Annotated in this window: 26 protein-coding genes; 10 read left to right on the top strand and 16 right to left on the bottom strand. The window is 35.5% G+C overall.

The genetic code is table 11. The features are described from left to right. Nucleotides 1–69: 69 nt before the first annotated feature. The 6 genes from BLP44_RS09910 (at nucleotide 70) to BLP44_RS09880 (ending at nucleotide 5,206) form a co-directional block, all read left to right on the top strand. On the top strand, nucleotides 70–480 hold the full coding sequence (locus BLP44_RS09910) for a cupin domain-containing protein (protein ID WP_091132339.1): 411 nt from the start codon (nucleotides 70–72) through the stop codon (nucleotides 478–480). Between the two features lie 368 nt (nucleotides 481–848). Next, nucleotides 849–1,841 (top strand): alpha/beta fold hydrolase, encoded by a 993-nt coding sequence (locus BLP44_RS09900; protein WP_091132330.1) that lies wholly within the window; start codon nucleotides 849–851, stop codon nucleotides 1,839–1,841. A gap of 102 nt (nucleotides 1,842–1,943) precedes the next feature. Next, the gene (locus tag BLP44_RS09895; RefSeq protein WP_091132326.1) at nucleotides 1,944–2,354 is read left to right on the top strand and encodes an organic hydroperoxide resistance protein; all 411 of its coding nucleotides are present in this window, start codon (nucleotides 1,944–1,946) and stop codon (nucleotides 2,352–2,354) included. A 106-nt stretch (nucleotides 2,355–2,460) separates the two neighbouring features. After that, nucleotides 2,461–3,192 (top strand): DUF1223 domain-containing protein, encoded by a 732-nt coding sequence (locus BLP44_RS09890; protein WP_091132898.1) that lies wholly within the window; start codon nucleotides 2,461–2,463, stop codon nucleotides 3,190–3,192. Between the two features lie 249 nt (nucleotides 3,193–3,441). Further along, nucleotides 3,442–4,458 carry a sensor histidine kinase gene (locus BLP44_RS09885; protein WP_091132322.1) on the top strand — a complete coding sequence of 339 codons (1,017 nt, stop codon included), beginning with the start codon at nucleotides 3,442–3,444 and terminating at the stop codon, nucleotides 4,456–4,458. After that, nucleotides 4,439–5,206 (top strand): LytR/AlgR family response regulator transcription factor, encoded by a 768-nt coding sequence (locus BLP44_RS09880; protein ID WP_091132318.1) that lies wholly within the window; start codon nucleotides 4,439–4,441, stop codon nucleotides 5,204–5,206. The genes BLP44_RS09885 and BLP44_RS09880 overlap by 20 nt, the downstream gene beginning before the upstream one ends. A 211-nt stretch (nucleotides 5,207–5,417) precedes the next feature. On the opposite strand, the gene BLP44_RS09875 is transcribed toward BLP44_RS09880, so the two are convergent. The 7 genes from BLP44_RS09875 to BLP44_RS09845 form a co-directional block, all read right to left on the bottom strand. After that, on the bottom strand, nucleotides 5,418–5,813 hold the full coding sequence (locus BLP44_RS09875) for a DoxX family protein (RefSeq protein ID WP_008463447.1): 396 nt from the start codon (nucleotides 5,811–5,813) through the stop codon (nucleotides 5,418–5,420). A gap of 490 nt (nucleotides 5,814–6,303) precedes the next feature. Further along, the gene (locus BLP44_RS09870) at nucleotides 6,304–7,371 is read right to left on the bottom strand and encodes an NAD(P)H-dependent flavin oxidoreductase (protein WP_091132314.1); all 1,068 of its coding nucleotides are present in this window, start codon (nucleotides 7,369–7,371) and stop codon (nucleotides 6,304–6,306) included. A gap of 6 nt (nucleotides 7,372–7,377) precedes the next feature. Further along, the gene (locus BLP44_RS09865) at nucleotides 7,378–7,752 is read right to left on the bottom strand and encodes a nuclear transport factor 2 family protein (protein WP_091132310.1); all 375 of its coding nucleotides are present in this window, start codon (nucleotides 7,750–7,752) and stop codon (nucleotides 7,378–7,380) included. Nucleotides 7,753–7,772: 20 nt separating this feature from the next. Next, complete coding sequence (locus BLP44_RS09860) at nucleotides 7,773–8,510, bottom strand: SDR family NAD(P)-dependent oxidoreductase (RefSeq protein ID WP_091132304.1); 738 nt, start codon at nucleotides 8,508–8,510, stop codon at nucleotides 7,773–7,775. Nucleotides 8,511–8,530: 20 nt separating this feature from the next. Next, a complete protein-coding gene (locus BLP44_RS09855; RefSeq protein WP_091132301.1) occupies nucleotides 8,531–8,749 on the bottom strand; it encodes a tautomerase family protein in 219 nt (72 codons plus the stop codon). A gap of 12 nt (nucleotides 8,750–8,761) precedes the next feature. Beyond that, entirely contained in the window at nucleotides 8,762–9,295 is a 534-nt protein-coding gene (locus tag BLP44_RS09850; protein ID WP_091132299.1) for a YceI family protein, read from the bottom strand. A gap of 85 nt (nucleotides 9,296–9,380) precedes the next feature. Then, nucleotides 9,381–9,965, bottom strand: coding sequence for a Crp/Fnr family transcriptional regulator (locus BLP44_RS09845; RefSeq protein WP_008463458.1), 585 nt, complete (start codon nucleotides 9,963–9,965; stop codon nucleotides 9,381–9,383). A gap of 212 nt (nucleotides 9,966–10,177) precedes the next feature. Between BLP44_RS09845 and BLP44_RS09840 the strand changes: the two genes are divergently transcribed. From BLP44_RS09840 to BLP44_RS09825, 4 genes are all read left to right on the top strand, one after another. Beyond that, complete coding sequence (locus tag BLP44_RS09840; protein WP_008463460.1) at nucleotides 10,178–11,011, top strand: universal stress protein; 834 nt, start codon at nucleotides 10,178–10,180, stop codon at nucleotides 11,009–11,011. A 608-nt stretch (nucleotides 11,012–11,619) separates the two neighbouring features. After that, complete coding sequence (locus tag BLP44_RS09835; RefSeq protein ID WP_008463462.1) at nucleotides 11,620–12,666, top strand: beta-ketoacyl-ACP synthase III; 1,047 nt, start codon at nucleotides 11,620–11,622, stop codon at nucleotides 12,664–12,666. A 26-nt stretch (nucleotides 12,667–12,692) separates the two neighbouring features. Further along, complete coding sequence (locus BLP44_RS09830; protein ID WP_091132296.1) at nucleotides 12,693–13,787, top strand: sensor histidine kinase; 1,095 nt, start codon at nucleotides 12,693–12,695, stop codon at nucleotides 13,785–13,787. 5 nt (nucleotides 13,788–13,792) lie between these two features. Next, nucleotides 13,793–14,548, top strand: a complete 756-nt coding sequence (locus BLP44_RS09825; protein ID WP_091132292.1) for a LytR/AlgR family response regulator transcription factor — start codon at nucleotides 13,793–13,795, stop codon at nucleotides 14,546–14,548. 189 nt (nucleotides 14,549–14,737) lie between these two features. Here BLP44_RS09825 and BLP44_RS09820 read toward each other — a convergent pair whose 3' ends face one another. From BLP44_RS09820 to BLP44_RS09780, 9 genes are all read right to left on the bottom strand, one after another. After that, the gene (locus tag BLP44_RS09820; RefSeq protein WP_091132290.1) at nucleotides 14,738–15,676 is read right to left on the bottom strand and encodes a ring-cleaving dioxygenase; all 939 of its coding nucleotides are present in this window, start codon (nucleotides 15,674–15,676) and stop codon (nucleotides 14,738–14,740) included. 628 nt (nucleotides 15,677–16,304) lie between these two features. Beyond that, the gene (locus tag BLP44_RS09815) at nucleotides 16,305–16,655 is read right to left on the bottom strand and encodes a cupin domain-containing protein (protein ID WP_091132287.1); all 351 of its coding nucleotides are present in this window, start codon (nucleotides 16,653–16,655) and stop codon (nucleotides 16,305–16,307) included. Further along, nucleotides 16,655–17,275 (bottom strand): alpha/beta hydrolase, encoded by a 621-nt coding sequence (locus BLP44_RS09810; protein WP_091132284.1) that lies wholly within the window; start codon nucleotides 17,273–17,275, stop codon nucleotides 16,655–16,657. Before BLP44_RS09810 ends, BLP44_RS09815 begins: the two co-directional genes overlap by 1 nt. A 99-nt stretch (nucleotides 17,276–17,374) precedes the next feature. Further along, on the bottom strand, nucleotides 17,375–17,665 hold the full coding sequence (locus BLP44_RS09805) for a GNAT family N-acetyltransferase (protein ID WP_066034859.1): 291 nt from the start codon (nucleotides 17,663–17,665) through the stop codon (nucleotides 17,375–17,377). Nucleotides 17,666–17,784: 119 nt separating this feature from the next. Continuing rightward, nucleotides 17,785–18,456 (bottom strand): YoaK family protein, encoded by a 672-nt coding sequence (locus BLP44_RS09800; protein WP_091132282.1) that lies wholly within the window; start codon nucleotides 18,454–18,456, stop codon nucleotides 17,785–17,787. 8 nt (nucleotides 18,457–18,464) lie between these two features. Continuing rightward, entirely contained in the window at nucleotides 18,465–18,938 is a 474-nt protein-coding gene (locus BLP44_RS09795) for a Dps family protein (RefSeq protein ID WP_008463478.1), read from the bottom strand. Nucleotides 18,939–19,271: 333 nt separating this feature from the next. After that, on the bottom strand, nucleotides 19,272–19,706 hold the full coding sequence (locus BLP44_RS09790) for a DoxX family protein (protein ID WP_066034857.1): 435 nt from the start codon (nucleotides 19,704–19,706) through the stop codon (nucleotides 19,272–19,274). Nucleotides 19,707–19,716: 10 nt separating this feature from the next. Then, entirely contained in the window at nucleotides 19,717–21,603 is a 1,887-nt protein-coding gene (locus BLP44_RS09785; protein ID WP_091132279.1) for an amidohydrolase, read from the bottom strand. A gap of 60 nt (nucleotides 21,604–21,663) precedes the next feature. Next, entirely contained in the window at nucleotides 21,664–22,296 is a 633-nt protein-coding gene (locus tag BLP44_RS09780) for a hydrolase (protein ID WP_091132275.1), read from the bottom strand. Nucleotides 22,297–22,381 lie beyond the last annotated feature (85 nt).

Raw genomic sequence — 22,381 nt, 5'->3', positions numbered from 1 at the left:
AGCGCAAATCTTTTTGAAATCTGCGTGAAATAAATGAAATATACACTAGACTAAAAAACATAAAAAATCATGGAAACGAAAAAACAAAAAACATGGGTTATAATCGCAATTATTGTTTTAGGAATCATTGCCTTTTTGGTTCCGAATCAGATTGCAGCACAAGGAGTAAAACGCATCGATTTGCAAAAACATGATCTAAGTACTCCAGGAAAAGAAATGGTTCAAGCGCGAATCGATTTTGAAGCGCATTCAGCTTTCGGAAAACACTCTCACCCAGGCGAAGAAGTCATTTACGTTGTTGAAGGTTCGTTGGAATATCAGATTGAAGGAGAAAAACCAGTGACACTAAAAGCAGGAGAAGTACTTTTTATTCCAGCAGGTGTGGTGCACTCGGCTAAAAATAATACCAATTTTAAGGCTTCGGAACTGGCAACTTACATAGTGGAAAAAGGCAAACCCATACTTGTAATGAAAAAATAGTTTCAGGTTGAAATGCGTATAGTTTTAACGCAAAGGGCGCAAAGGTTTTTCGCAAAGGTCGCTAAGTTTTGTTTGAGATAAATGTCTAAAGACCTTAAGTTCACAAAGCTTTTGTTTTTAAAACTTTGCGACTTAGCGACTTTGCGAGAATTTCACATCGTATTATTTGCAAAGCTTTGCGAACTTAAAACGCAATCTAGACAAAAAACTTTTGCGTGCTTTGCGGTAAAAAAACACGACCCCGAATCCTGTCCATTTCACCCTCAACTTTGTCCACTTCACCTTTTTTTACCTTTTAAAACAAGCATTGTCAAAATACCTTTGACGAAGAAATTAACTGATAATCAACTAATCAAAAAATAAAAATTATGAAAACACTATCCAATATTCTAATCGCTATTTTTTTTATGAATGCAGCTTTCACTCAAGCACAGACTTCACAGAAAAAAACAATCGAAGTAAGTAGTTCTTTAGGAACATTAAAACAAATCAACGCCGGATTATTAAACGTGGGTTACACTGAAGCAGGTCCGTCAAACGGAACGCCAGTAATTTTACTTCATGGTTGGCCATACGATATTCATAGTTATAACGAAGTCGTTCCGATTTTGGTTTCAAAAGGATATCACGTTTTTACCCCGTATTTAAGAGGATTTGGAACTACAACTTTCCTTTCCAAAGATACTTTCAGAAACGGTCAGCAGGCAGCTTTAGCAAGTGATATTATCGCTTTTATGGATGCGCTAAAAATAGATAAAGCTGTAATTGGAGGTTTTGATTGGGGAGCAAGAACAGCAGTTGTAATGTCAGCACTTTGGCCAGAGCGCGTAAAAGGTTTGGTTTCTGTAAGTGGTTATTTGGTGGTGAATTTAGAAGCAAATTTAAAACCGCTTCCTCCAACAGCTGAGTTAGGATGGTGGTACCAATATTATTTCGCAACCGAAAGAGGAAAACAAGGTTACACACAAAACACTTATGATTTTAATAAACTGATCTGGAAAATCGCTTCTCCGTTATGGAACTTCGACAAAGCTACTTACGATCAAACGGCTCAGTCTTTTGATAATCCAGATCATGTGGCTATCGTGATTCACAATTACAGATGGAGACAATCTCTTGAAGCAGGAGAAGCAAAATACGATAATCTAGAAAAACGTTTGGCAGCAAAACCAGAAATTAAAGTTCCGACTATTACAATAGGAAGTGATTTTGATGGCGCTTTCGCCGATGGAAAAGCCTACGCAAACAAATTCACGGGAAAATACGAACACAGAATTTTAAAAGGCATCGGACATAACGTTCCGCAAGAAGATCCAAAAGCGTTTGCTCAGGCGATAATTGATGTAGCGAACCTGAAATAAATTCCAATTTTTAAATTTCCAAATTCCAATATCAATATCAAGAATCAATAAATATTAATTTTTAAATAATCTAAAATCAACAATCTAAAATCTAAAATTATCATGGAAACAAAAGTTTTATACACAGGAAAAACACACACAACAGGGGGTAGAGAAGGAGCTTCTCAAAGTTCAGATGAACAATTGAATATCAAATTAAGCACACCGGGATCTTCACGTCCTGGAACAAATCCAGAACAGTTATTTGCAGCGGGATGGTCGGCTTGTTTTATTGGAGCACTTGGAATTGCTGCTTCTAAACTGGGAGTTAGACTTCCGGCTGAAACTGCGGTAGACGCTGAGGTTGATTTATGTGTAACAAATGGTGAATATTCTCTTCAGGCAAGATTAAATATCAGCCTTCCAGGAATTGATATTCAGACTGCAGAAGCTTTGGCTGCTCAAGCGCATCAGACTTGTCCGTATTCTAAAGCAACTAGAGGAAATATAAACGTTGAGATTAATATTCTTTAAAAAGAGTTTTAAATTATGAATTATGAGTTATGAGTTGACCTGAAAACTCTACTCTTAACAAACCTGACGGGTTTTAAAAACCTGTCAGGTTTAACAAATGAGAATTATGAAAAAGATAAAATTATTAAGTGGCTTTATAATGCTGTTTCTTCTGATTGGAAATAGCATATTCAGCCAAAACAATTCAAAAGGTTTTGCACTTTTAGAATTATATACTTCAGAAGGATGTTCAAGCTGTCCGCCAGCGGATGAATTGCTGGGGAAAATTCAAAATGAATACAAGGATAAGAATGTTTATGTATTGGCGTATCATGTTGATTATTGGGATAAACAGGGTTGGAAAGATATTTTCAGTAATGCTGATTTCACCAAAAGACAATACGATTACGCTCAATTTCTAGGAAAAGAACCGATTTATACTCCTCAAGTAATCATTAACGGAAAAACAGATTATATAGGTTCTCAGGAAACAAGTCTTAGAAACGGAATAAAATTGGCGCTTTCTAAACCCGCTGCGGTTGATTTGTCTTTAGAAACCAAACAGCAAAATGATAAATTGTCGCTGAATTACAGTATTAATGGTACTTTTAAAAACAGTCATTTGCTTATTGCAGTAGTTCAAAAATCGGCTAAAAGCAATGTAAAGCGAGGAGAAAATGCGCATCGCGTTTTATCACATTACCAAATTGTACAGCGTTTGCAAACTATCGATTTGAAAGTAGCAAAAGGAAACTCGACAATCACTTTGCCTAAGAATTTTAATACGCAAGATTTTGAAATTATTGGCTTTGTTCAAGATATAAAATCGGGTGCTATTCTTGGGGTGAAACGTGCTTAGGGTCACCTTAGTTGTCATTTCGAAGAAGGAGAAATCTCCGTAAGAAGCTCTACAAAGATAGGCGACATTCTGTATGGAGTTACTTGTGGAGATTTCTCCTTCGTCGAAATGACAAACTAAATGTGTAACGTTGGTTTTCCAAAAAAAAAACTCCTAAATCTGCAAAATCTGCGAGAGTAAAAATCTAATTTAATTTTTCAAAATAAACCTATCTTTGACAGAGTAAGATCAAAAAAACAAACTTCAATTATGGAAAAACAAAAACGTTTTCAGGTTTCGCTCAAAGTCATTTGGGGAAGCTCGATTGCCTTGGCAGTTATGGCTTCGATACCCAAATTATTTGATGCCGATTCTACACCTGGAGATCTTATTATAAATTCTTCGATTACGCTGTTGTTTTCTCTTTTTATATGGTATTACAACATCTACAGTTTACCCAAATTTTCTGCTAATCATGCCAATAAAAGTCTGTTTAACTGGAAACTTTTATTGAGTGTTATTCTTGGGATTGTCTTGATGGTGATTCTGGTAATTGCACATCAAGAATTGTTTCAGGTTTCAAAAATGGATGCGCCGATTATGTTCGAACTTCGCGGAGTTTTGATCAATCTGATTGTGTATATGTTCTTGCATCTGCTTTTTCAGAACTATCAAACCCAGCAAATGGGAGTCGAACTAGAACGTACCAAAGCAGTAAATCTAGGAGCTCAATACGAATTATTGAAACAGCAGGTCAATCCGCATTTTTTGTTCAATAGTTTGAATACGCTAAAATCTATGGTTGATATTCAAGATCCGCAGAGTTCTGATTTTATTTTGAAACTATCTGATTTTTACCGTTTTACTCTCGAAAGCCGAAAAATGGATTTGATTCCGCTAAGCGAAGAACTACAAATTTTAGATTCGTATGTTTATCTGCTGAAAGCGCGTTTTGAAGACGGATTTGTTTTAGAAAATCAAGTAAATCCAAAACAGTACGATTCGGCGATTCCGCCTTTCACATTGCAATTGTTAATTGAAAACTGCATCAAACACAATGTCGTTTCTTTAGATAAGCCGTTGAAAATAAAACTCTATACAGAAAATGAGTTTTTAGTGGTCGAAAATAAGATTCAGCTCAAAAGAGGCGCTGTGTCTACAGGTGTTGGTTTAGATAATATCAACCAGCGTTTTATGCACCTGATTCATAAAGAAATTGAAATTGACAAAGACGAAACTACCTTTAAAGTAAAAATACCACTTGATTATGACTATCATAATAATTGAAGATGAAGTAAAAACTGCCAAAGCTCTTGGCCAACTTATTCTGAGCATCAGACTTGATGTTCAGATTTTGTCTTATATACAAAGCATTGACGGGGCGGTGGATTATCTTTCAGAAAACGATCAGCCCGATTTGATTTTTATGGATATACAGCTCGCAGACGGCCAATGTTTTGAGATTTTTAAAAATGTTGAGGTTTTGTCGCCTGTTATTTTCTGCACTGCTTTTGATGATTATGCGATTGAAGCCTTTAAATCAAACGGAATTGATTATGTTCTAAAGCCATTTTCCAGAGAAAGCATTTCGCAAGCCTTAAAGAAAGCAGGAGAACTGAAAAACTTCTTCCAAAGAAATAAAAAAGCAATGCCCGATTTTGATTATTTGCTAACGCGAAATGGAGAAAACAAAGGGAAAAGCAGTTTTTTGGTTTTCAAAAACAATAAATACCAAACGGTTTTAACGGAGAATATTGCGTTTTTTTATATCAAAAACGAAATGCCGACAATTATGACCTTAGATAAAAACGAATACCCGTTAACGCAGTCGTTAGATGAAATTCATAAGCTTTTATCGCCAATTCAGTTTTTTAGAATCAATAGACAATATTTGGTTAATTTTTCGGCGATTCGCGAAGCAGAACATTATTTTTCTCGTAAAATAATTGTGAAATTAAGTGTGCCAACAGAAGAAAAATTATTGGTTGGAAAAGAAAAAGCAACGGCATTTTTAAGCTGGCTGGAAAATCGATAAAACCAATTAATTCATCATTTTTTCAGATAAACTAATTGGTTTGATTTTACAATCCAGGAAACATAAAGCAGCTTATAAAGAACAAAGCTGAAAGTATAAAACAGAGAATTAAGATGATCTTTTTCATGATAATTAATTAAAGAAAGATTAGATAGAAAATAATAAAATGCCTAATGCTTAATTAGGCATTTTTATTTTAATGTAATTTGTATTAATTGATTTCTGAAGGAACGTAAGTTGCTGTATATAATTTTCTATACATTGCATAAGTTACGCTTACCATTATAAAGGCTACAATTGCATCAGTCGCAGCACCAAAACCTAAAACGGCTATTTTTGAAAAGAAAGCAAAAATGATGTCGAAAAATACGCCTGCGAAAACCCATTCTTTCAATCGCAATAATTTGTTCGGAATTAAAAGTGTAATTACTCCGGCTACTTTAAAAACGCCAAGGATATAAATAAAATGTGCTGGATAACCCAATTGCTGTGTAATTCCCCAAACTAATGGATTATTTGTTAGTTCGAAGAAACCGCTTGCGCCAAACCATAAAGAAGTTAATACTGCGCCTGTCCAATAGATAATTTTTGTTGTTTTTGAGTTCATGATTTTGATATTTAAAGTTATTTAACGGTACAAAGGTGCGTTGAAAGCCTTAAAATCGAAATCGAAAATATGTTGAAGCGGACAAACTTCGGGGTGAAATGGACGGGATGTTGGGTGGTGTTTTTTAACCGCAAAGAGCGCAAGGATCTTTTTTATATAAATGCTTAGAGATTTTAAGTTCGCAAAGCTTTGTGTGAAAATATTATGATTTTTAATCTCGCAAAGTAGCAGAGTCGCAAAGTTTTCTTTATTTCTCGCAGATTTGGCAGATTGAGCAGATTATATTTTTAAATATGAAAAAAATCTGTTAAATCTGCTAAATCTGCGAGAGACAAATTCCTTTAATCACAATAATCTGTGGCTTAAAAATAAAATCCTTTGCTACTCTGCGACTTTGCGAGATTATAAATACAATGCTTTGCGAACTTAAAAACATAATCTAAAGCAAAAAAACTTAGCTCCCGATTGCTATCGGGATTGCGGTAAAAAACTACAGCAAGGCAGATATTTCAGCAATTAAAGCCTGCATTAACTCGCTTGCTTTATGATGTTTTAAATTACTTGTATTTTGTCCAGACCAAAAACTAACCATATCAGTTCTTCCTTGCGCGAGCGCGGCTACTTTTAAAGGTGCAATTAATTTGGTCTGAAGCGGAAAAGGCAATACTTCAGTTTCAAAAGGAACAGCATCAGAAATGGTATTACTTATCATTCTGCCCATTCTTCCTGTTAGTGATTTCGAAACTGTTGTTGGAGTGTTTGGGTTTGAAAAAAGCATTTCTTTGTGAATGGGAGCCGCGCCAGATTCATCGGTAACCATAAAAGCAGTTCCCAATTGCACAGCATCGGCACCTAAAGCCATAGCAGCTTTTATGCCTTTTGCATCAATAATTCCGCCTGCAGCAATAATTGGCGTTTTGGTTTTAGCTTTTAATTGTTGTACAAGGGTAAATAATCCTGTAAAAGAATCTTGTGCAGGTTTTAGGAAAGATGGTCTATGGCCGCCAGCTTCAAATCCTGCGGCAATAATAGCATCGACTTCGGCATCTTCTAGTGCAAGTGCTTCTTCTAAAGTGGTTGCAGCGCCAATAGTTTTTATTCCCAACTTTCGGCTTTCTAGAAGTATTTCTTTCGACGGAATTCCGAAAATGAAACTAAAGACGGCTGGTTTGAGTTCGAATAAAACTTCAACTTGTTTTTCAAATTTAGAAGGAATATCAGAAGATAAATCGGGAAGCGGAATCCCTAATTCATCAAAATAAGGTTTAAAAAGCAGTTTTATCTTTTCTAGTTTTTCTGAAGGATAATTTAAAAGGCTTTTATCGACATCATTAACCCATAAATTGATATTATAAGGTTTAGAAGTAGCGAGTTTGATTTCTTTTCCAGCTTCACGAATTTCTTCTGGCGTGAGCGTATAAGCACCGTAACTGCCCAATCCTCCCGCATTGCTTACAGAAGCCAAAAGAGCGGCAGTTGAAAAACCACCGCCCATTGGACCTTGTAAAATTGGATACTCAATGCCTAGTAACTGTGTTATTTTGGTTGAATTCCACATTGTATTTTAATTTACTTTAGTTGCTAATTTATTACTGATAACCCATTTGCCATCAACAACGATAAGGCTTAAGAAGTCATAATAATTATACTCGAATATCGGAACCTGAACTTTCGCGACAGCGGTATTATTGATAATTTCTAAAGATAGGATTTTCATTTTGAATTCTTCTCCCAATTCCTGTGGACTTTTACGTTTTTTTACACCTTCCAAATATTGATTTACGGTTTTAAAATGAGTTTCTCCATTAAGATCAAAGCCAATAATCGCTTCTTGATGAAATACACTTTGAAGTAGAGGGACATCACCATTATAAATTCCGTTAAAATAATTCATAAGTACAGCCGTAATTAGAGCTGCATTTGTGCTAAAATTTTCCATGATTTTAACTTTTGAAGTTATCAAATGCTATGGCCAGCAACATGACCGCCATCTAAATTAATGATTTCTCCCGTTACAAAATTGCTTTCAGCCAAATAAAGAGCCAATTGCGCCACATCATCGGTTTCTCCAATGCGGTTTAATAAATGCAGCCCAGCCAAACTATCAGCATTGTCTACGCCAGTTTTAGCCTGAAGCGGACTTCTAATTATTCCTGGGGCAATGGCATTTACGCGAATATTGTTTTTTCCGAATTCAGCAGCGAGCTGTCTGGTAAAAGCATGAATGCCGCCTTTGCTTGAAATTGGTGCTGTAGCAGGAAATCCATCAATAGCATGGTCAACCAAAACGGTTCCGATATTAATAATAGATCCTTCTCCTTGTTGCAGCATTTGTCTAACAGCTGCCTGACTTGTAAAATAAGTTCCTTTTAAATTAATTTTTAAAAAACGATCCAAGTCCTTTTCTTCTACATCTAAGAAAGATTGTGGCTGAAAAATTCCCGCATTATTGATTAAAACGTCAACGCTTCCAAAGCGTTCTAAGGCCGTTTCGACTAATTTTTTCCCAGTAGCAATAAGGCTTACATCGCCATGCACCATCGCTAATCGGTTCGTATGACCTAATTCTTGATACGTGTTTTCAAGGTTCTGTAAATTTGCAGAGTTGATCACCACATTATACCCTTTTTCTAAAAATAATTGTGCTGTTGCTTTACCAATGCCTGTAGAAGCACCGGTTATGATAATTGTTTTCATTTTTTCTAATTTTAAAGAGATTATTTCTTTTGTGCCGTAATGCCTTTTTCTCGCAATACTGAAACTTGTTCGCCTGCAAATCCCCAATCATCCAATTCTATTTCCTGAATTACGATGTGTGTAAGGCTAGGGTCTTTGTCCAAAACATCTGTTATTAATTGTGTAATTCCAGATATTAGCTTTTGCTTTTGTTCTCTTGTAACGCCTTCACGAGTTAGTTCAATTTTTACATATGGCATGATTTCTAGGTATTAAGCAAGTTTTGCTGTTAGGTTAACATCCAATTCAAAATCGTTGTAGATTAAAGTGTCGCCAAGATTAGTGAAGAAGTTTCCAGAACGGAATTTCATGTCATATTTGGTACGGTCAATGATGATTTTACCTGAAGCTTTCAAATCCCTCTCGTTTCTTTTTACTTCCAAATTAAAACCAATTGGATGTGTAATAGCTTTAATCGTAAGATTGCCTTCAATAAAATAATCTGATTCAGTTTGTTTCGAAACCGCTGTAATATCTAAAGTAGCAATTTGGAATTTATCCGTAGAAAAGAAATCATCTGAAGCCAAATGTCCGGCAAATTGCTGATTTGTTGCAGGATCTGTGACGTCAAGAATTACGATAGAAGTGGTGTCAATTACAACATTTCCTCCAGTCAGTTCGTCATTAGAAAAAGTAAAAGTGCCTTCTTGAATATTAATTGTTCCATTGTGCTGTCCAGTAACTTTTTTTCCGATCCAGTTTACTTGACTTTCAGTATTCGAAATTTTAAAATTTTTAGTTTCCATTATTCTGTATTTTAAATTGTTATTAATTTATGATACAAAGTAATGGCGGTATTTAAAATTGATTACGTGATGTAGATCACATTCGTTAGTGTGGTTTAGAAGCGTTGTACAATCGGCTTAAAGTTTCTCTTGAAACACCGAGATAAGCAGCAATTAAATGTTTAGGAACAGCATTGTATAGGGCAGGATAGAGAGCCAGCAGTTCTTCGTATCTCGTTTTCGTATCATTATTCATAAAAGAAAGCAATCTTTTCTGAGAAGCCACATAACCGCGATTGGTTCTCCATCTAAAGAAATGCTCCACTTCGTGTATTTCTCTGCAGAGTTTTTCTCGGTCGTCATTTGAAAGAGAGAGAATTTCAACATCTGAAATGCAATCAACATTAATTGTTGCTTTGGTTTTGTTGTAAAGCGCCGCATAATCTGACGCCCACCAAGTAGGCATGGCAAACTGCAGAATATACATTTTTACTTCATCATTAACATAAAAAGATTTTAAACAGCCCGAAATAACAAAATATTCTTTGTCAACATTCTGGCCTTCGCTAATAACAGTTTGCCCTTTCTTATAAGTTTCTGTTTTAAAATGCGAAAAGAAATACTCGAATTGTTCGTCGGTCAGTGAAACAATTTTAGAAACATGTTCTTTTAAGAGAGATTTGGCGTCCATTCGCTAAGTTTTAATAAAAAGTAAAAGTAATAAATATAAAAACTGACAGACTTGATTTTTCTTGTTTTTAAAGTAAGAAACCAAAAAAGAAAGCCTGTTTTTTCGGGGATGAAATTTTACGGTTGGGTCGTAAAAAATGATTATTCGGTGATATAAAAAAGGTGTAAAGCGTTTATTTGGGCAATTTTGCAGAAAGCTTAATTACATAATTTATGATTTCACCTCTTACTATAATCGCCGCGACAAATTTTTCTGACATTGCAAATAACGCCGTTGCGTATGCTGCTGGTTTAGCCAAAGCTACTGGCGCAAAATTGGTTTTATTTAATTCATTTTCTCTGAGTGTGCATAGTGCCAACTCGCATATAACTGCAGATGCAATGCAGAAGCAGATTGACCGAGCAATTTCTAAGCTTGAAAATGTAGCGAAAGAAATAGCCGATTCATTTCAAATAGAAACAGCAGCAATTTGTACTTATTCTTTTTTAGAAGATGAGCTTCCGAGAATCATTAAGGAAACCAACGCCGATGCTGTCGTAATGGGAATGGCTGAGCGTTCTTTTGAGCAGGAATTATTAGGAAATTCAACGACAACAGCGATTAAAAACTTACAGATTCCGGTTTTGGCTGTTCCTCAGGCTGCCCGTTTTGTGAACATAAAAAAGGTATTATATGCTTGTGACAGCTTAAGTTTTTCGGCTATTAAGAAATTCAGCTGGATCAAAAATACTTTAGGAGGTTTTGGTGCAGAAATTGAGTTTTTTACTGTCGATGATAAATTGGATGATTTGAAAGAAGAGCAGCAGAGAATTTTGATGAATTCAAATATTGAAAAAGAATTTGAAGACGTAAAATATTTGTATAAAACGGTAAGATCGAATGCTGTTATTAACGAAATCAGGAAAGAAATTAAAAATTATGAGGCCGATCTGCTGATTATGGTGCCTCAAAAATACGGTTTTTGGGATTCTTTGGTTCACAGAAGCAAAACTAGGATTCTGGCAGCGGGTCTAGATATCCCATTATTGTCATTTCCGAATTATTAACGATTGATTTGATTTAAAATTAATGATATAAAAATTATAAAGTTTTTTTGAGGAAATAGTATCAAAATAAAATTTAACAGATATTTTTTGATTTTAGAGATTCTGTAATTTTTGGAGCTAATTGTCGAATTTCAAAATTATATTTTAACATTTCAGCCAGTTTTGTTAATTATTCTTAATAACCTGCTGGTTTAAGATATTTTTAAATTAATTTTGTGGCACTCTAAAAACGTAATGCAGAAAGGTTTTTTTATCAGTACAGCAACAGCTAAAATTGGGAATTATCTGCAAACTGAAACCGCATAGTATGATTTTAAAAATAAGGTAAATTAAAGGTTCTATACAGAGTTATACCGAGAGAACACTTTGTATAGGTTTTTAATTTATTTTAATTGGATTTTGTATAATGTTAATAGTTTGTTAAGTTTTTAAACATTATTTCTCAAGAAAAGTTATTGCCAACAGATTTAATCGGTTTTTAAGGAATACTATATTGGTTTCCTGTGGTACCTCAAAGATTCTATTCCTATCATGAGCAGTCCAAAAAAAGAAAAAAAGTGTTAAGCGTTGGGTTCTAAGAGTACAAAGCTTAAAAAAAATAAAAAACAATGAGCGCAGTAATTACAGCTATAGGTGGTTACGTACCATCATCAATTTTAACCAACAAAAAAATTTCAGAAACAGTTGATACATCGGAAGAATGGATCATCAAAAGAACTGGAATTAGAGAACGCAGAATCGCAGATGACGATACGGCAACATCTGATCTTGCCGCAGCTGCGATTGAAAACCTTATCGAAAATTATAATGTAGACCGCGAAGAAATAGAAGCTTTGTTAGTAGCAACAGCTACTCCGGATCACATTTTGGCACCAACAGCAAGTATTGTTTGCGATAAAAGCGGACTTACAAATGCTTTTGGAATTGACATGAATGCAGCCTGCAGCGGGTTTTTGTATGCGCTGGAAATGGGGGCAAACATGATCGAAAGCGGGCGTTATAAAAAATTAATCATCGTTGGAGCAGATAAAATGAGCTCAATCGTAGATTACGAAGACCGTAATACGTGTATTCTTTTCGGAGATGGAGCAGGAGCCATTTTATTAGAAAAAAGTGAATCTGATGCTGGTCTAATGAAAACAATCCTGAAAACGGACGGAAGTGGAGTTTCTTCTTTGGCTGTGCCAGCTGGAGGTTCTAGAAATCCAACGTCTATGCAGAGTCTTTTACATAGAACACACTATTTAAAACAAGATGGTGCTTTTGTATTTAAAAGAGCCGTTGCGGCCATGAGCCAGGTTTCGCAAGATGCTTTGGCAAAAAATGAATTAGAAGCAGACCAAATTGACTGGGTGGTTCCACATCAGGCTAATTTGAGAATTATTACTGCTGTTGGCGAAAGTTTAGGAATTGATTTCGAAAAAGTAAAAGTAAATATTGACCGTTACGGAAATACAACCTCTGCAACAGTTCCGTTGTGTTTATGGGATTTTAAAGATGATTTTAAAGAAGGACAGAATGTATTGATAACTACATTTGGAGCAGGATTTTCATGGGGAGCAACTTGCTTAAAATGGGGAGTTATGCGCGAGAGAAAATCAGCTGAAACTATTACAGCAACCACTAAGGCAGAAGCTGTTCTGGTAGAACACTAATGAGATAGGATTTTTTGAATGAATTAATGAGTAGAAAGAACCAAAATAAAAAATCAGGCAAGAATTTTTTCTATAAATATTACAGAGTTATAGTAATTCCAGCCGTTTTTTTGGTTTATCTTTCTTCTTATTATTGGCTCAATCCGTACCGAGATTTCGAACAAGAAAGCCTGCTTGATTTAGACCAGACCTTCGATATTTTCATTATTTTAGTCTATTGCGCAATTTTGACAGAGCTCACACTTTTTGTGGGCCGAAGATTGAATTATTATATAAGATGGGAACAAAATCCGGCATTTAGGGCAATAGCACAGTTTATTTGTTTAATTGCCGGAAATAGTCTCTTAAATTTTATTTTTTCCAGTGTCTGGGATTATTTCTATCCATGTACAGCCTTAGAAGAAAATGATCTGGTTACCATTTGGCAGTCTAAAATTATGGCTGCGATTATTTCGCTTTTCATAAGTGCCATTCATACTGGAATATTTCTTCTAAACAGGTGGCGTTTAAAAGCTATAGAAACTGCTGAATTAAAAGTTAGAGCTTCTGAACTTCAAGAAGCGGTAACACGTTCAAAATTAGAATCTTTAAAAATGCAGTTAGATCCGCATTTTGTGTTCAATAATTTCAGCACTTTGACAGAATTGATTTATGAAGATCAGAAAGAAGCCGCTTCGTTTTTAGAAAATATAACGAGAGTATATCGTTATATGATTTCAAACTCAAATAAAGACACGATTACTGTAAAAGAGGAGATTGAATTTCTGAATGCCTATTTTTATTTGTTGAAGAAAAGATTGGGAGAAAAAATCGACTTAAAAATTGAGGTTGATTCGTCTGCTTTCGCTCTTCATTTGCCGCCTTTAACCTTACAGTTATTGGTAGAGAATGCTGTAAAACATAATATGGCAACTTTAGCGAATCCGCTTGCTATTTCTGTTTTTTCTGATTCTGGCGATATTGTCGTTCGAAATAATTTGCAAAGAACCGCTGGAAAAACGTTGGTTTCGACAGGCATTGGAAATAAAAATATCGAATTCCGCTATAAAATTTTATCTCAGAGAATGCCGATTTTCACTGAATCAAACGGTTATTATGACGTACGTCTGCCATTAATGTAAGAGTTATGAAAATTTTAATTGTAGAAGATGAAAGCATTAACGCCAGCCGTTTAAAAAGGCTATTGGAAGAGCTCGAACCCAACTGCGAAATTCTTGGCATTATTGATACAGTTGTAGATACTGTTGCATGGCTAAAATTGAATCCACCTCCAGATCTCATTACAATGGACATCCGCTTAGCTGACGGACTAAGCTTTGCTATTTTTGACGAAATCGAAATCACTTGCCCTGTTATTTTTACGACAGCGTATAACGAATATGCGATTCGCGCTTTTAAGGTTAACAGCATCGATTATTTGATGAAACCTATAGAAAAGAACGAATTGGAGTTTGCCTTAAACAAATTTAAATCTTTAAATAAAAACGAAGCCAACGTTACCAATATAGCTGGAATTCTAAAAGAACTGATTGAGAAACCTGTATTCAGAATGCGTTTTTTAGTAACCTATCGCGACGGTTACAAAAGCGTAGATGTCGCCGATATTGATTTTATATATTCTGAATTTAAAACGAGTAATTTATTCCTAAAATCGGGTGTAATTATTTCTATTCCGCAAACTATGGAAGAACTGGAACAAGAATTAGATCCAAATATTTTCTTCCGTGCCAACCGCCAGTTTTTCATTCGTGCAGAAAGCATTAAATCTATTGCCAACTACTTCAACGCAAAACTAAAAATCCAATTAAAACTTGATCCAGAACGCGAGGTAATCATAAGTCGCGAAAAAACGCCTTTCTTTAAACAGTGGATGGATCGCTGATTTTGAGATGCCATCCCAAGTCTTCGGGACTGAGAGGCTGAGATTCTAAGTTTTTGTATTGTAAACGGCTATTCTTTGCTATAAAAAACTGCGATTCTCTGAAGTTATAAAAAAAAAGAGGCTTTCTCTAGGAAAACCTCTTTTCAAATAGTTGTGTCGCGGTTTAAGACAAACCGGCTTAGTTTTTAATTAATTGATTTTAACCAAATGAGCTTCGATAGCAGCTCTTTGAGGTTCGTATTGAGCAGGAAGTTTTAGGTTCTGACCCAATTCTTCTAAGCTTTCATCTACAGTGAAACCAGGATTATCAGTTGCAATTTCAAACAAAACTCCTCCTGGTTCTCTAAAATATAGAGAGTGGAAATACTGTCTGTCAATTTGCGGTGTAATAGACAATCCGTAATCTTCGATTTTCTCTCTGAATTTCATCAAAATTTCATCATTTGGAACACGGAATGCTACGTGATGAATAGTTCCGTTTGCATTTAAACCACGTTTTTCCTCTGGTAATTCCACCAAGTCAACAATGGCAGCATTTTCTACAGCATCTGTTGCATAACGGTAGCGGTTTACTTCTTGATCGATTAATTTATAACCGAAAATGTCAGTTAAGATGGCAGCAGTTGCTTTGATGCTGTTTAAAGTCAAAGTAATGTTATGGAAACCTTTTGTTGCTACATCTGCTCTTACTTCATCTGTTTCCCAAGCTTTTCGGTTATCTTCTGTTTTAGATTCGATTAACTCTAATTTTAGTCCGTCTGGATCTAAAAAAGTCAAATATTTTTCTCCAAACTTTTCAGCTGGTTTATTGTAAATTACATTGTATTTCTCAAAACGTTTCTGCCAGAAATCCAAACTTCCTTTTGGAACAGAATAACCAATTTCTGTTGCCATTCCAGAACCTTTTCTTCCTTGTTGGATTCCTTCTCCCCAAGGGAAAAAAGTTAGTATTGTTCCAGCGCTTCCTACTTCGTCGCCAAAGTAAAAATGGTATGTTCCAGGATCGTCAAAGTTTACCGTTTTTTTGATGAATCTTAGTCCTAAAACTTTTGAATAAAAGTCAAAATTACGTTTAGCGTCACCTGCGATTGCAGTAATATGGTGTAAGCCTAATATTTTATTTTCCATGGTATTTGTTATATTAAATTGTTATTGATTTTTCTTTTACAAATTTACGTCCGTTATGCTTCTGGATCGATTAACCTAGATTAAGAAATGAAATACGGCACGTTTTTGATGTTTTTTAAAGAATAACCAAAACCTGTTCCATTTGAGTAAGTGCTTTATTATTAAGGTTTTTAAAGAAAGAGCCCAATTTGATATTACACGATATATCGTGATTTTGATAATGGAAAATGTATATTTAGAGAATCAATAAAAAAGAAAAATTTTTAAGATTGAAAATTTTTCACGCTTTCGATAGCTATCGAGATTAAAAGATAAGCAGATTAAAGGTTTATACTTTTTTTAAACACATAGAAACATAGCTTTTTATATGTATAAAAGGCGTTTCACTTATTTAAATGCACATAGTTTCTCGCGCTTACTTTTGATTTTTTTTCACGCTCCCAATAGCTATCAGGATTAAAAGATTTATGCAGATTAAATTACTTAAAGTAAAACTTTGCGACTCTGCGTCTTTGCGAGATTCTTTTTTAGTATTTGCAAAAAAACTTTGTGTCTTAGCGCCTTCGAGGCAAAAAAAATCAATTTAATTCTTTATTGCGATAGCTATCGGGAGTGGCACTTTTTTAAATTACAATTTTATAAATATTGATTTTCGAAGCTTTGGTTCGATATTTTTAGTTTTGTGGCCTTTTCCAGTAGTGTCTTCCACCAATAAAATTGAACCCGTCGAGAATGTTCTTTTTTCTCCCAGTGAAGTTTCGATTTCTACGCCTCCTTCCAGTAATACTATATATTGGCGGTCTGGCGCATTATGAAAATCGTAATCGTAAGAAGGACTTACTTCTCTAAAAACAATAGATTTGACAGGCTCATCATCAGATAAAAATCCGATATCTCCATTGTTCTTCAACGGAACTTGAAAGTCTTCAAAATGGCTTTCTCCGTTAGCATCGCTGTAAACACGAGTTATAGTAAACATTATTTTTTATTGAAAATCAATGCATTTGCACAATTTACTTCGTCCTGACTGATGGTGTGTCCCATATTTGGATAGATTTTTTTAGTAACGTCAGCACCCATTTTTTCCATAAGCGCTTCTGTATCATTCACTCTTTCTACAGGAACGTGGAAATCAGGATCGCTTGTTCCTATAAAAACAGGAGTATTTTCAAAATTTCCTGAATAATGATTTTCATACACCTTATCACCAATTAGCCCACCTGTAAAAGCTACGATTCCGCCATATTTTGCGGCATTTCGGGTTGTAAATTCCAAAGCAAGACAAGCTCCTTGAGAAAAGCCCAAGAAATAAATATTCTCTTTTTCGATTCCGTTTTGCTGAATTGCAACAACAACCTGGTGGATAGCTTCTAATGATTTTGAAAATGAAGGTTCATTTTCGTTTAGGGGTGCCAAAAAAGAATACGGATACCAAGTTCTGTTTTCTGCCTGAGGCGCAACCAATGCAAAATCTTCTACTTTAAGATGTTTGGTGATAGAAAGAATATCATGCGCGCTTGCACCACGACCGTGAATCATGATGAGGGCTTTTTTGGCTTCATTTAAAGGAACGCCATCTGTTAATATATCTGTATTCATAGTTTTTTAATCTTTAATTTTTAAGCCTAGAGACAAGAGTCTTTCATCTCCAGTCTTTCATCTCCAGTCTTTTGTCTTTCATCTTTAATCTTTTCAACGTTACTTCTTCCAAATATCTTCGTATTCATCTGGATGTCTTTTGAATTGCGCGTGAACATAAGGGCAAAGCGGTAAAACTTTTAAATTATTGGCGCGAACGTATGCTACCATTTCTTCTAAAAGTTTCTTTGCATAACCTTTTCCTTCTGCTTCTGGTTCAACTCCAGTATGATAAACCGTCAACAAATCTGGTTTAATGCTTACTGTCATTTCGCCTAGTTTTTTATCGTCGACATAGAGATTAAAAGCACCATGTTTTTTTTCGTCTAATTCTAATTTTATTGTTTCCATATTCTTGGGTTGTATTTTGTTTTATTCCTATATCAGCAATTTCTTTTTTAGGAAAAGAGATAAAAACCATTCTTTAAAGATACTATATTATTGGCAAACTGCAATTCAAAAATGAGTGTTTACTGGCTGTCTCGGTGGTATAAATAGCAAATAATCATAGCAGCTCCCGGTAGGATTAAAGTTCCTAATCCGAAAAACTTTCCTGCAACGGCACCAAGAAAACAACCGATAAGAAATCCAATTATTGTAACTAATTGTTTTTTAAAACTTAAAAGTACTTCGGCATCTTTAAATCCGTTTTTTAATAGATTTCCCAGGTCAAGCGAAGCCTGAGTGACATTTCCTGTCATCATAGTTGTCGGGCCGTGCGTTTCTTTAGCGTAAAGTTTTCCAAAAGCATTCTGAAGTCCCATGGCAAATACAGTTGTCATGGCGATGGTATACATCGTCCATTCTTCGAAATTTTGCAGATAACCAAAGGCGTACGATGCAATGCCGCTTAAAACCAGTATTATCCCTTCCCAACATAAAATAGTGTAGCGATTTCTGGCTTTTAAAGCAATTCTTCCCCCTGTAATTACTGCGATAATAAAAACGGGAAAAGTTAGCAGTTTTATCCAAGCATGCAAGTCTGAACCTTTGATAATCTGGTAGGCAAATACGATAAAGTTTCCTGTAACATGCGCCGAAAATATCGAATCGGCTGCGACAAAGGTTACGGTATCGCAATACCCTGCTATTATGGTTAGAAGCAGGGTTACGTACCAAATATTGTTTTGTTTTATTTCCATAATTCTTTTTAGTTTAAATGTGCGCGAAGCATCCACGCCATTTTTTCGTGATTTTCTACAAGACCTGTAATAAAATCGCTTGTCCCTGCATCTTGGAGATCATTCGCAATAAGATTGATGTTTTCTCGCAGATATATAATGATGCTTTCATGATCGAGAAGCAATTCTTTAATAAAACCATTACTGTCATTTTTCTCTTGTAATTCTTCGCTAAGATGTGTTAACGCTAAGAAATCTTTTAAAGTAGCTGGAGTGTAATGGCCTAAAGAACGAATTCTTTCTGCAACAGTATCCACAATTTCATCGATGGCATCATATTGCTGTTCGAAGAAAATGTGCTTGTTGTAAAAATCTGGACCTTCAACGTTCCAATGTGCTCTTTTTGTTTTGGTGTAAAGTATAAATTCGTCTGCAAGAACTTTAGTTAAAATCTCTACGATTTTTGAAATGTTTTCTTGTTTGATTCCGATGTTTGCTTTCATTTTGAATTGGGTTTTAATAAGTTATTAATTATGAGTTATGAGTTTTGAGTTGTGGAGGAATCTAAATCAATAAACACATAGAAACATAGTTTTTCTCTTTGTTTTGAAAAGGAGAGGAAAGAAACTAGTTTCTAACACATAGATTTATTAACGCTTTGTGAGAACTTTGTCAAAGTTTTAAACTTTGACAAAGTTTGTAATGGAAAATATCTGCCCAATCTGTTTAATCTGCGAGAGAATAAAATATGCTATGTGTATTAATGCAAAGAGAAACGCCTTTTATTTGCTCCCAAAAAATCTATGTTTCTATGTGTTAAAATATTTGTGCTTAAATCAATTGTTTAATAATGTTACTAAATAGTAATCTAGTGAATACGTTCCTGCGCCAAGGGCAAGAAGCAGTAATAAAGATAAAGTGTACATAAAAGGCACATCGCGCACTTCTAGCGAATCGTTTCGGTGAACCACAAAATAGCCAATTGCAGTGACACCAATTGTAGGTAAGACCGCGAGCCTTGTTCCAAACCCTAGAATGATGAAAAACGGGATGACAGTATCTGAAAATGTTGCTACCAAACCGTTTAGTTTTTCTGGCAGATGCAGCGGATTTGGAACATGTTCTTTTTGTCCGTTTTCGACTCTAAATTTTTTCATTCCGTGTACTCTGAATAATTCAATGGCAAGCAGAACTCTAAAAGCTAAAAGAGCTGCATTGTTGAATGATGTCCCTAAATCGGAATACAGGATTTGTTTTATAATATCAATCATTTTTTGAGATTTAAAAAGCAAAACAAGAACAGCCCAAAGCTCCCCAGAATGCATTATAATTATTAACAGGAACATTGCTCAATCGGGCAGCGTTGTGATTGTGTAAATGAACATCGCAACTTCCGCTGCAGCTATGAATCTGCGAAGTTAGTTTTGGTTTTGCATCGGCTTTTGCATTTTTTTCAATTGCACTTTGCAAACCGCTCCTTACAGGATATCCGTTATAAATATTTGTTGGTGACCAATCTGGCAGAATCGGAATGTGAGGAGGGGAGAAAGAAGAAAAATCTCCGTTTGCATACACAATTTTTCCGTCTACAATGGTCAAGTCAGCTTCGATTTTTTTAATGTCTTCGTCGTCAATTGTAAAATAATCTCGGTCTAAAACCACTAAATCGGCAAACATTCCAACTTTAATATCTCCTTTTTTTGTTTGTTCTTGCGAGAACCAAGCGCTTCCTCTGGTGTACAATTCCAAAGCCGTTTGTCTGTTCAATCTGGTTTCATTGTACAATTGCAAGCCACCAACAGTTTTTCCAACCGTCATCCAATACATGGAAACCCACGGATTGTAACTGCTTACTCTTGTGGCGTCCGAACCTGCGCCAACAGGAACTTCCATTTCGATCATTTTTTTGATTGGAGGTGTGTTTTCTGCAGCTTTAGTTCCGTAACGATCTGTGAAATATTCTCCTTGATAAGCCATTCTGCTTTGAACAGCAATTCCGCCTCCTAAAGCTTTTACACGTTCGATGTTTCTTTCATCAATAGTTTCTGCGTGGTCAAAAATCCACGGAAGTCCGTTGAAAGGAATATCTTGGTTGATTTTTTCAAATACATTTAAGAATCTGGTAATGCTTTCGTTGTAAGTCGCATGCAGTCTAAACGGCCAGCGGTTTTCTACCAGAAGACGAACCACTTTTTCTAATTCGGCTTCCATGTTTTCTGGAAGATCAGGTCTTGGCTGTAGAAAATCTTCAAAATCAGCAGCAGAAAAAACCAACATTTCACCAGCGCCATTGTGGCGGTACATATCATTTCCCTGATATAATTTTACGGTATCAATCCAATCTGAAAAATCTTCAAATTCGTGTTTTGGCTTTTGTGTGAAAAGATTGTAGGCAATTCGCACTGTCAATTGGTTCTTTTCATTCAATTCATTCACCACTTTATAATCGTCTGGAAAATTCTGAAATCCGCCGCCAGCATCGATCACACTGGTGATTCCGAAACGATTTAATTCTTTCATAAAATGACGTGTCGAGTTAAGCTGATGCTCATAAGAAAGAGTAGGGCCTTTAGCCAAAGTTGAATACAAAATCATCGCATTTGGCGTTGCAATAATAAGTCCTGTTGGCTCTCCGTTTGAGTCACGCTCAATATGTCCGCCTGGAGGCGCAGGCGTATTTTTGTTATATCCAACAGCTCTCAGTGCCGCTCTGTTCATAATCGCTCTATCGTACAAATGCAGAATAAAAACAGGAGTATCTGGCGCAATAGCGTTGATTTCTTCTAAAGTTGGCATTCTGCGTTCAGCAAATTGAAATTCAGACCAACCGCCCACTACACGTACCCATTGCGGATTTGGAGTGCGATCAACTTGCTCTTTTAGCATTCGAAGCGCATCGGCTAGAGACGGAACTCCATCCCAGCGTAATTCTAAATTATAGTTTAATCCGCCACGAATAAGGTGAATGTGCGAATCGTTGATTCCTGGAACAGCTCTCTTATTCTGAAGGTCGATTATTTTGGTTTCTTCAGAAGCAAACTGCATGATATCGCTGTCATTTCCAACGCCAATAAATTTTCCGTTTTTAATCGCGACTGCTGTTATATTTGGAGTTTCTGGATTGAAACTATGAATTTTTCCGTTGAATAAAATTAAATCTGCTTTCATAATTAAATTATTTAGAGTAGAGCCTCGGATAGGTATATAGGTTTAAATGAACTCTTTAGATTAGTGTTTCAACATAGTATGTGCATATTGAATGCCTATTCCATAAGAACCGCCATATTTTTTCATTAAAGAAGTTACAGGACCATAAGTAGCTTCTCGCGCCCAGTCTCTTTGAAGTTCTAATAAATATTGGATAGAAGTTATAGGAATTGCACCAGCTTGTACCATTCTCTGTACGGCACGCTCATGAGCTTCTTTGCTTACGTCACCACAAGCATCTGTAATAATGTAAACCTCGTATCCCTCTTCAATAGCCGACAATGCAGGCCCAACAATACAAACGCTTGTCCATAATCCAGCAAGAACTATTTTCTTTTTATTTTTTGCTACAATAGCTTTATAGGCATTTTCGTCTTCCCAAGTATTCATTGTTGTTCTATCAATATATCCAGAAGTAGAGATTGGATAAAATTCTTCAACTTCAGGGAAAACAGGACCCGAGAAGCTTTCTTCTGCAACTGTAGTTACCACTGTTGACACATTAAAGATTTTTGATGCTCCAGAAACGATTGCCACATTTGTACGCAATTCGTGTACAGGAAGATTGCTTGTTGCAAAAGCCATTTGTCCTTCAAAATCGATTAATACTAAGGCGTGATTGTCTGGTGTCAATAAGTTAGATGATGGTTTCATGATGTTTATTTTTTAGATTTTATAATTAGTAAATAGAGTATTTAATTTCCGAGAGAACTAGCGATATATCGTTATTCTTACGATA

It is taken from the genome of Flavobacterium anhuiense (assembly GCF_900101855.1).
Classification (GTDB): domain Bacteria; phylum Bacteroidota; class Bacteroidia; order Flavobacteriales; family Flavobacteriaceae; genus Flavobacterium; species Flavobacterium anhuiense.
This window is presented reverse-complemented; position numbering and strand designations above follow the sequence as displayed.

Excerpts from the sequence above, each read along its gene's own strand:
- BLP44_RS09910 (WP_091132339.1), top strand. The coding sequence starts at position 70 with ATGGAAACGAAAAAACAAAAAACATGGGTTATAATCGCAATTATTGTT.
- BLP44_RS09900 (WP_091132330.1), top strand. The coding sequence starts at position 849 with ATGAAAACACTATCCAATATTCTAATCGCTATTTTTTTTATGAATGCA.
- BLP44_RS09895 (WP_091132326.1), top strand. The coding sequence starts at position 1,944 with ATGGAAACAAAAGTTTTATACACAGGAAAAACACACACAACAGGGGGT.
- BLP44_RS09890 (WP_091132898.1), top strand. The coding sequence starts at position 2,461 with ATGAAAAAGATAAAATTATTAAGTGGCTTTATAATGCTGTTTCTTCTG.
- BLP44_RS09885 (WP_091132322.1), top strand. The coding sequence starts at position 3,442 with ATGGAAAAACAAAAACGTTTTCAGGTTTCGCTCAAAGTCATTTGGGGA.
- BLP44_RS09880 (WP_091132318.1), top strand. The coding sequence starts at position 4,439 with ATGACTATCATAATAATTGAAGATGAAGTAAAAACTGCCAAAGCTCTT.
- BLP44_RS09875 (WP_008463447.1), bottom strand. The coding sequence starts at position 5,813 with ATGAACTCAAAAACAACAAAAATTATCTATTGGACAGGCGCAGTATTA.
- BLP44_RS09870 (WP_091132314.1), bottom strand. The coding sequence starts at position 7,371 with ATGTGGAATTCAACCAAAATAACACAGTTACTAGGCATTGAGTATCCA.
- BLP44_RS09865 (WP_091132310.1), bottom strand. The coding sequence starts at position 7,752 with ATGGAAAATTTTAGCACAAATGCAGCTCTAATTACGGCTGTACTTATG.
- BLP44_RS09860 (WP_091132304.1), bottom strand. The coding sequence starts at position 8,510 with ATGAAAACAATTATCATAACCGGTGCTTCTACAGGCATTGGTAAAGCA.
- BLP44_RS09855 (WP_091132301.1), bottom strand. The coding sequence starts at position 8,749 with ATGCCATATGTAAAAATTGAACTAACTCGTGAAGGCGTTACAAGAGAA.
- BLP44_RS09850 (WP_091132299.1), bottom strand. The coding sequence starts at position 9,295 with ATGGAAACTAAAAATTTTAAAATTTCGAATACTGAAAGTCAAGTAAAC.
- BLP44_RS09845 (WP_008463458.1), bottom strand. The coding sequence starts at position 9,965 with ATGGACGCCAAATCTCTCTTAAAAGAACATGTTTCTAAAATTGTTTCA.
- BLP44_RS09840 (WP_008463460.1), top strand. The coding sequence starts at position 10,178 with ATGATTTCACCTCTTACTATAATCGCCGCGACAAATTTTTCTGACATT.
- BLP44_RS09835 (WP_008463462.1), top strand. The coding sequence starts at position 11,620 with ATGAGCGCAGTAATTACAGCTATAGGTGGTTACGTACCATCATCAATT.
- BLP44_RS09830 (WP_091132296.1), top strand. The coding sequence starts at position 12,693 with ATGAGTAGAAAGAACCAAAATAAAAAATCAGGCAAGAATTTTTTCTAT.
- BLP44_RS09825 (WP_091132292.1), top strand. The coding sequence starts at position 13,793 with ATGAAAATTTTAATTGTAGAAGATGAAAGCATTAACGCCAGCCGTTTA.
- BLP44_RS09820 (WP_091132290.1), bottom strand. The coding sequence starts at position 15,676 with ATGGAAAATAAAATATTAGGCTTACACCATATTACTGCAATCGCAGGT.
- BLP44_RS09815 (WP_091132287.1), bottom strand. The coding sequence starts at position 16,655 with ATGTTTACTATAACTCGTGTTTACAGCGATGCTAACGGAGAAAGCCAT.
- BLP44_RS09810 (WP_091132284.1), bottom strand. The coding sequence starts at position 17,275 with ATGAATACAGATATATTAACAGATGGCGTTCCTTTAAATGAAGCCAAA.
- BLP44_RS09805 (WP_066034859.1), bottom strand. The coding sequence starts at position 17,665 with ATGGAAACAATAAAATTAGAATTAGACGAAAAAAAACATGGTGCTTTT.
- BLP44_RS09800 (WP_091132282.1), bottom strand. The coding sequence starts at position 18,456 with ATGGAAATAAAACAAAACAATATTTGGTACGTAACCCTGCTTCTAACC.
- BLP44_RS09795 (WP_008463478.1), bottom strand. The coding sequence starts at position 18,938 with ATGAAAGCAAACATCGGAATCAAACAAGAAAACATTTCAAAAATCGTA.
- BLP44_RS09790 (WP_066034857.1), bottom strand. The coding sequence starts at position 19,706 with ATGATTGATATTATAAAACAAATCCTGTATTCCGATTTAGGGACATCA.
- BLP44_RS09785 (WP_091132279.1), bottom strand. The coding sequence starts at position 21,603 with ATGAAAGCAGATTTAATTTTATTCAACGGAAAAATTCATAGTTTCAAT.
- BLP44_RS09780 (WP_091132275.1), bottom strand. The coding sequence starts at position 22,296 with ATGAAACCATCATCTAACTTATTGACACCAGACAATCACGCCTTAGTA.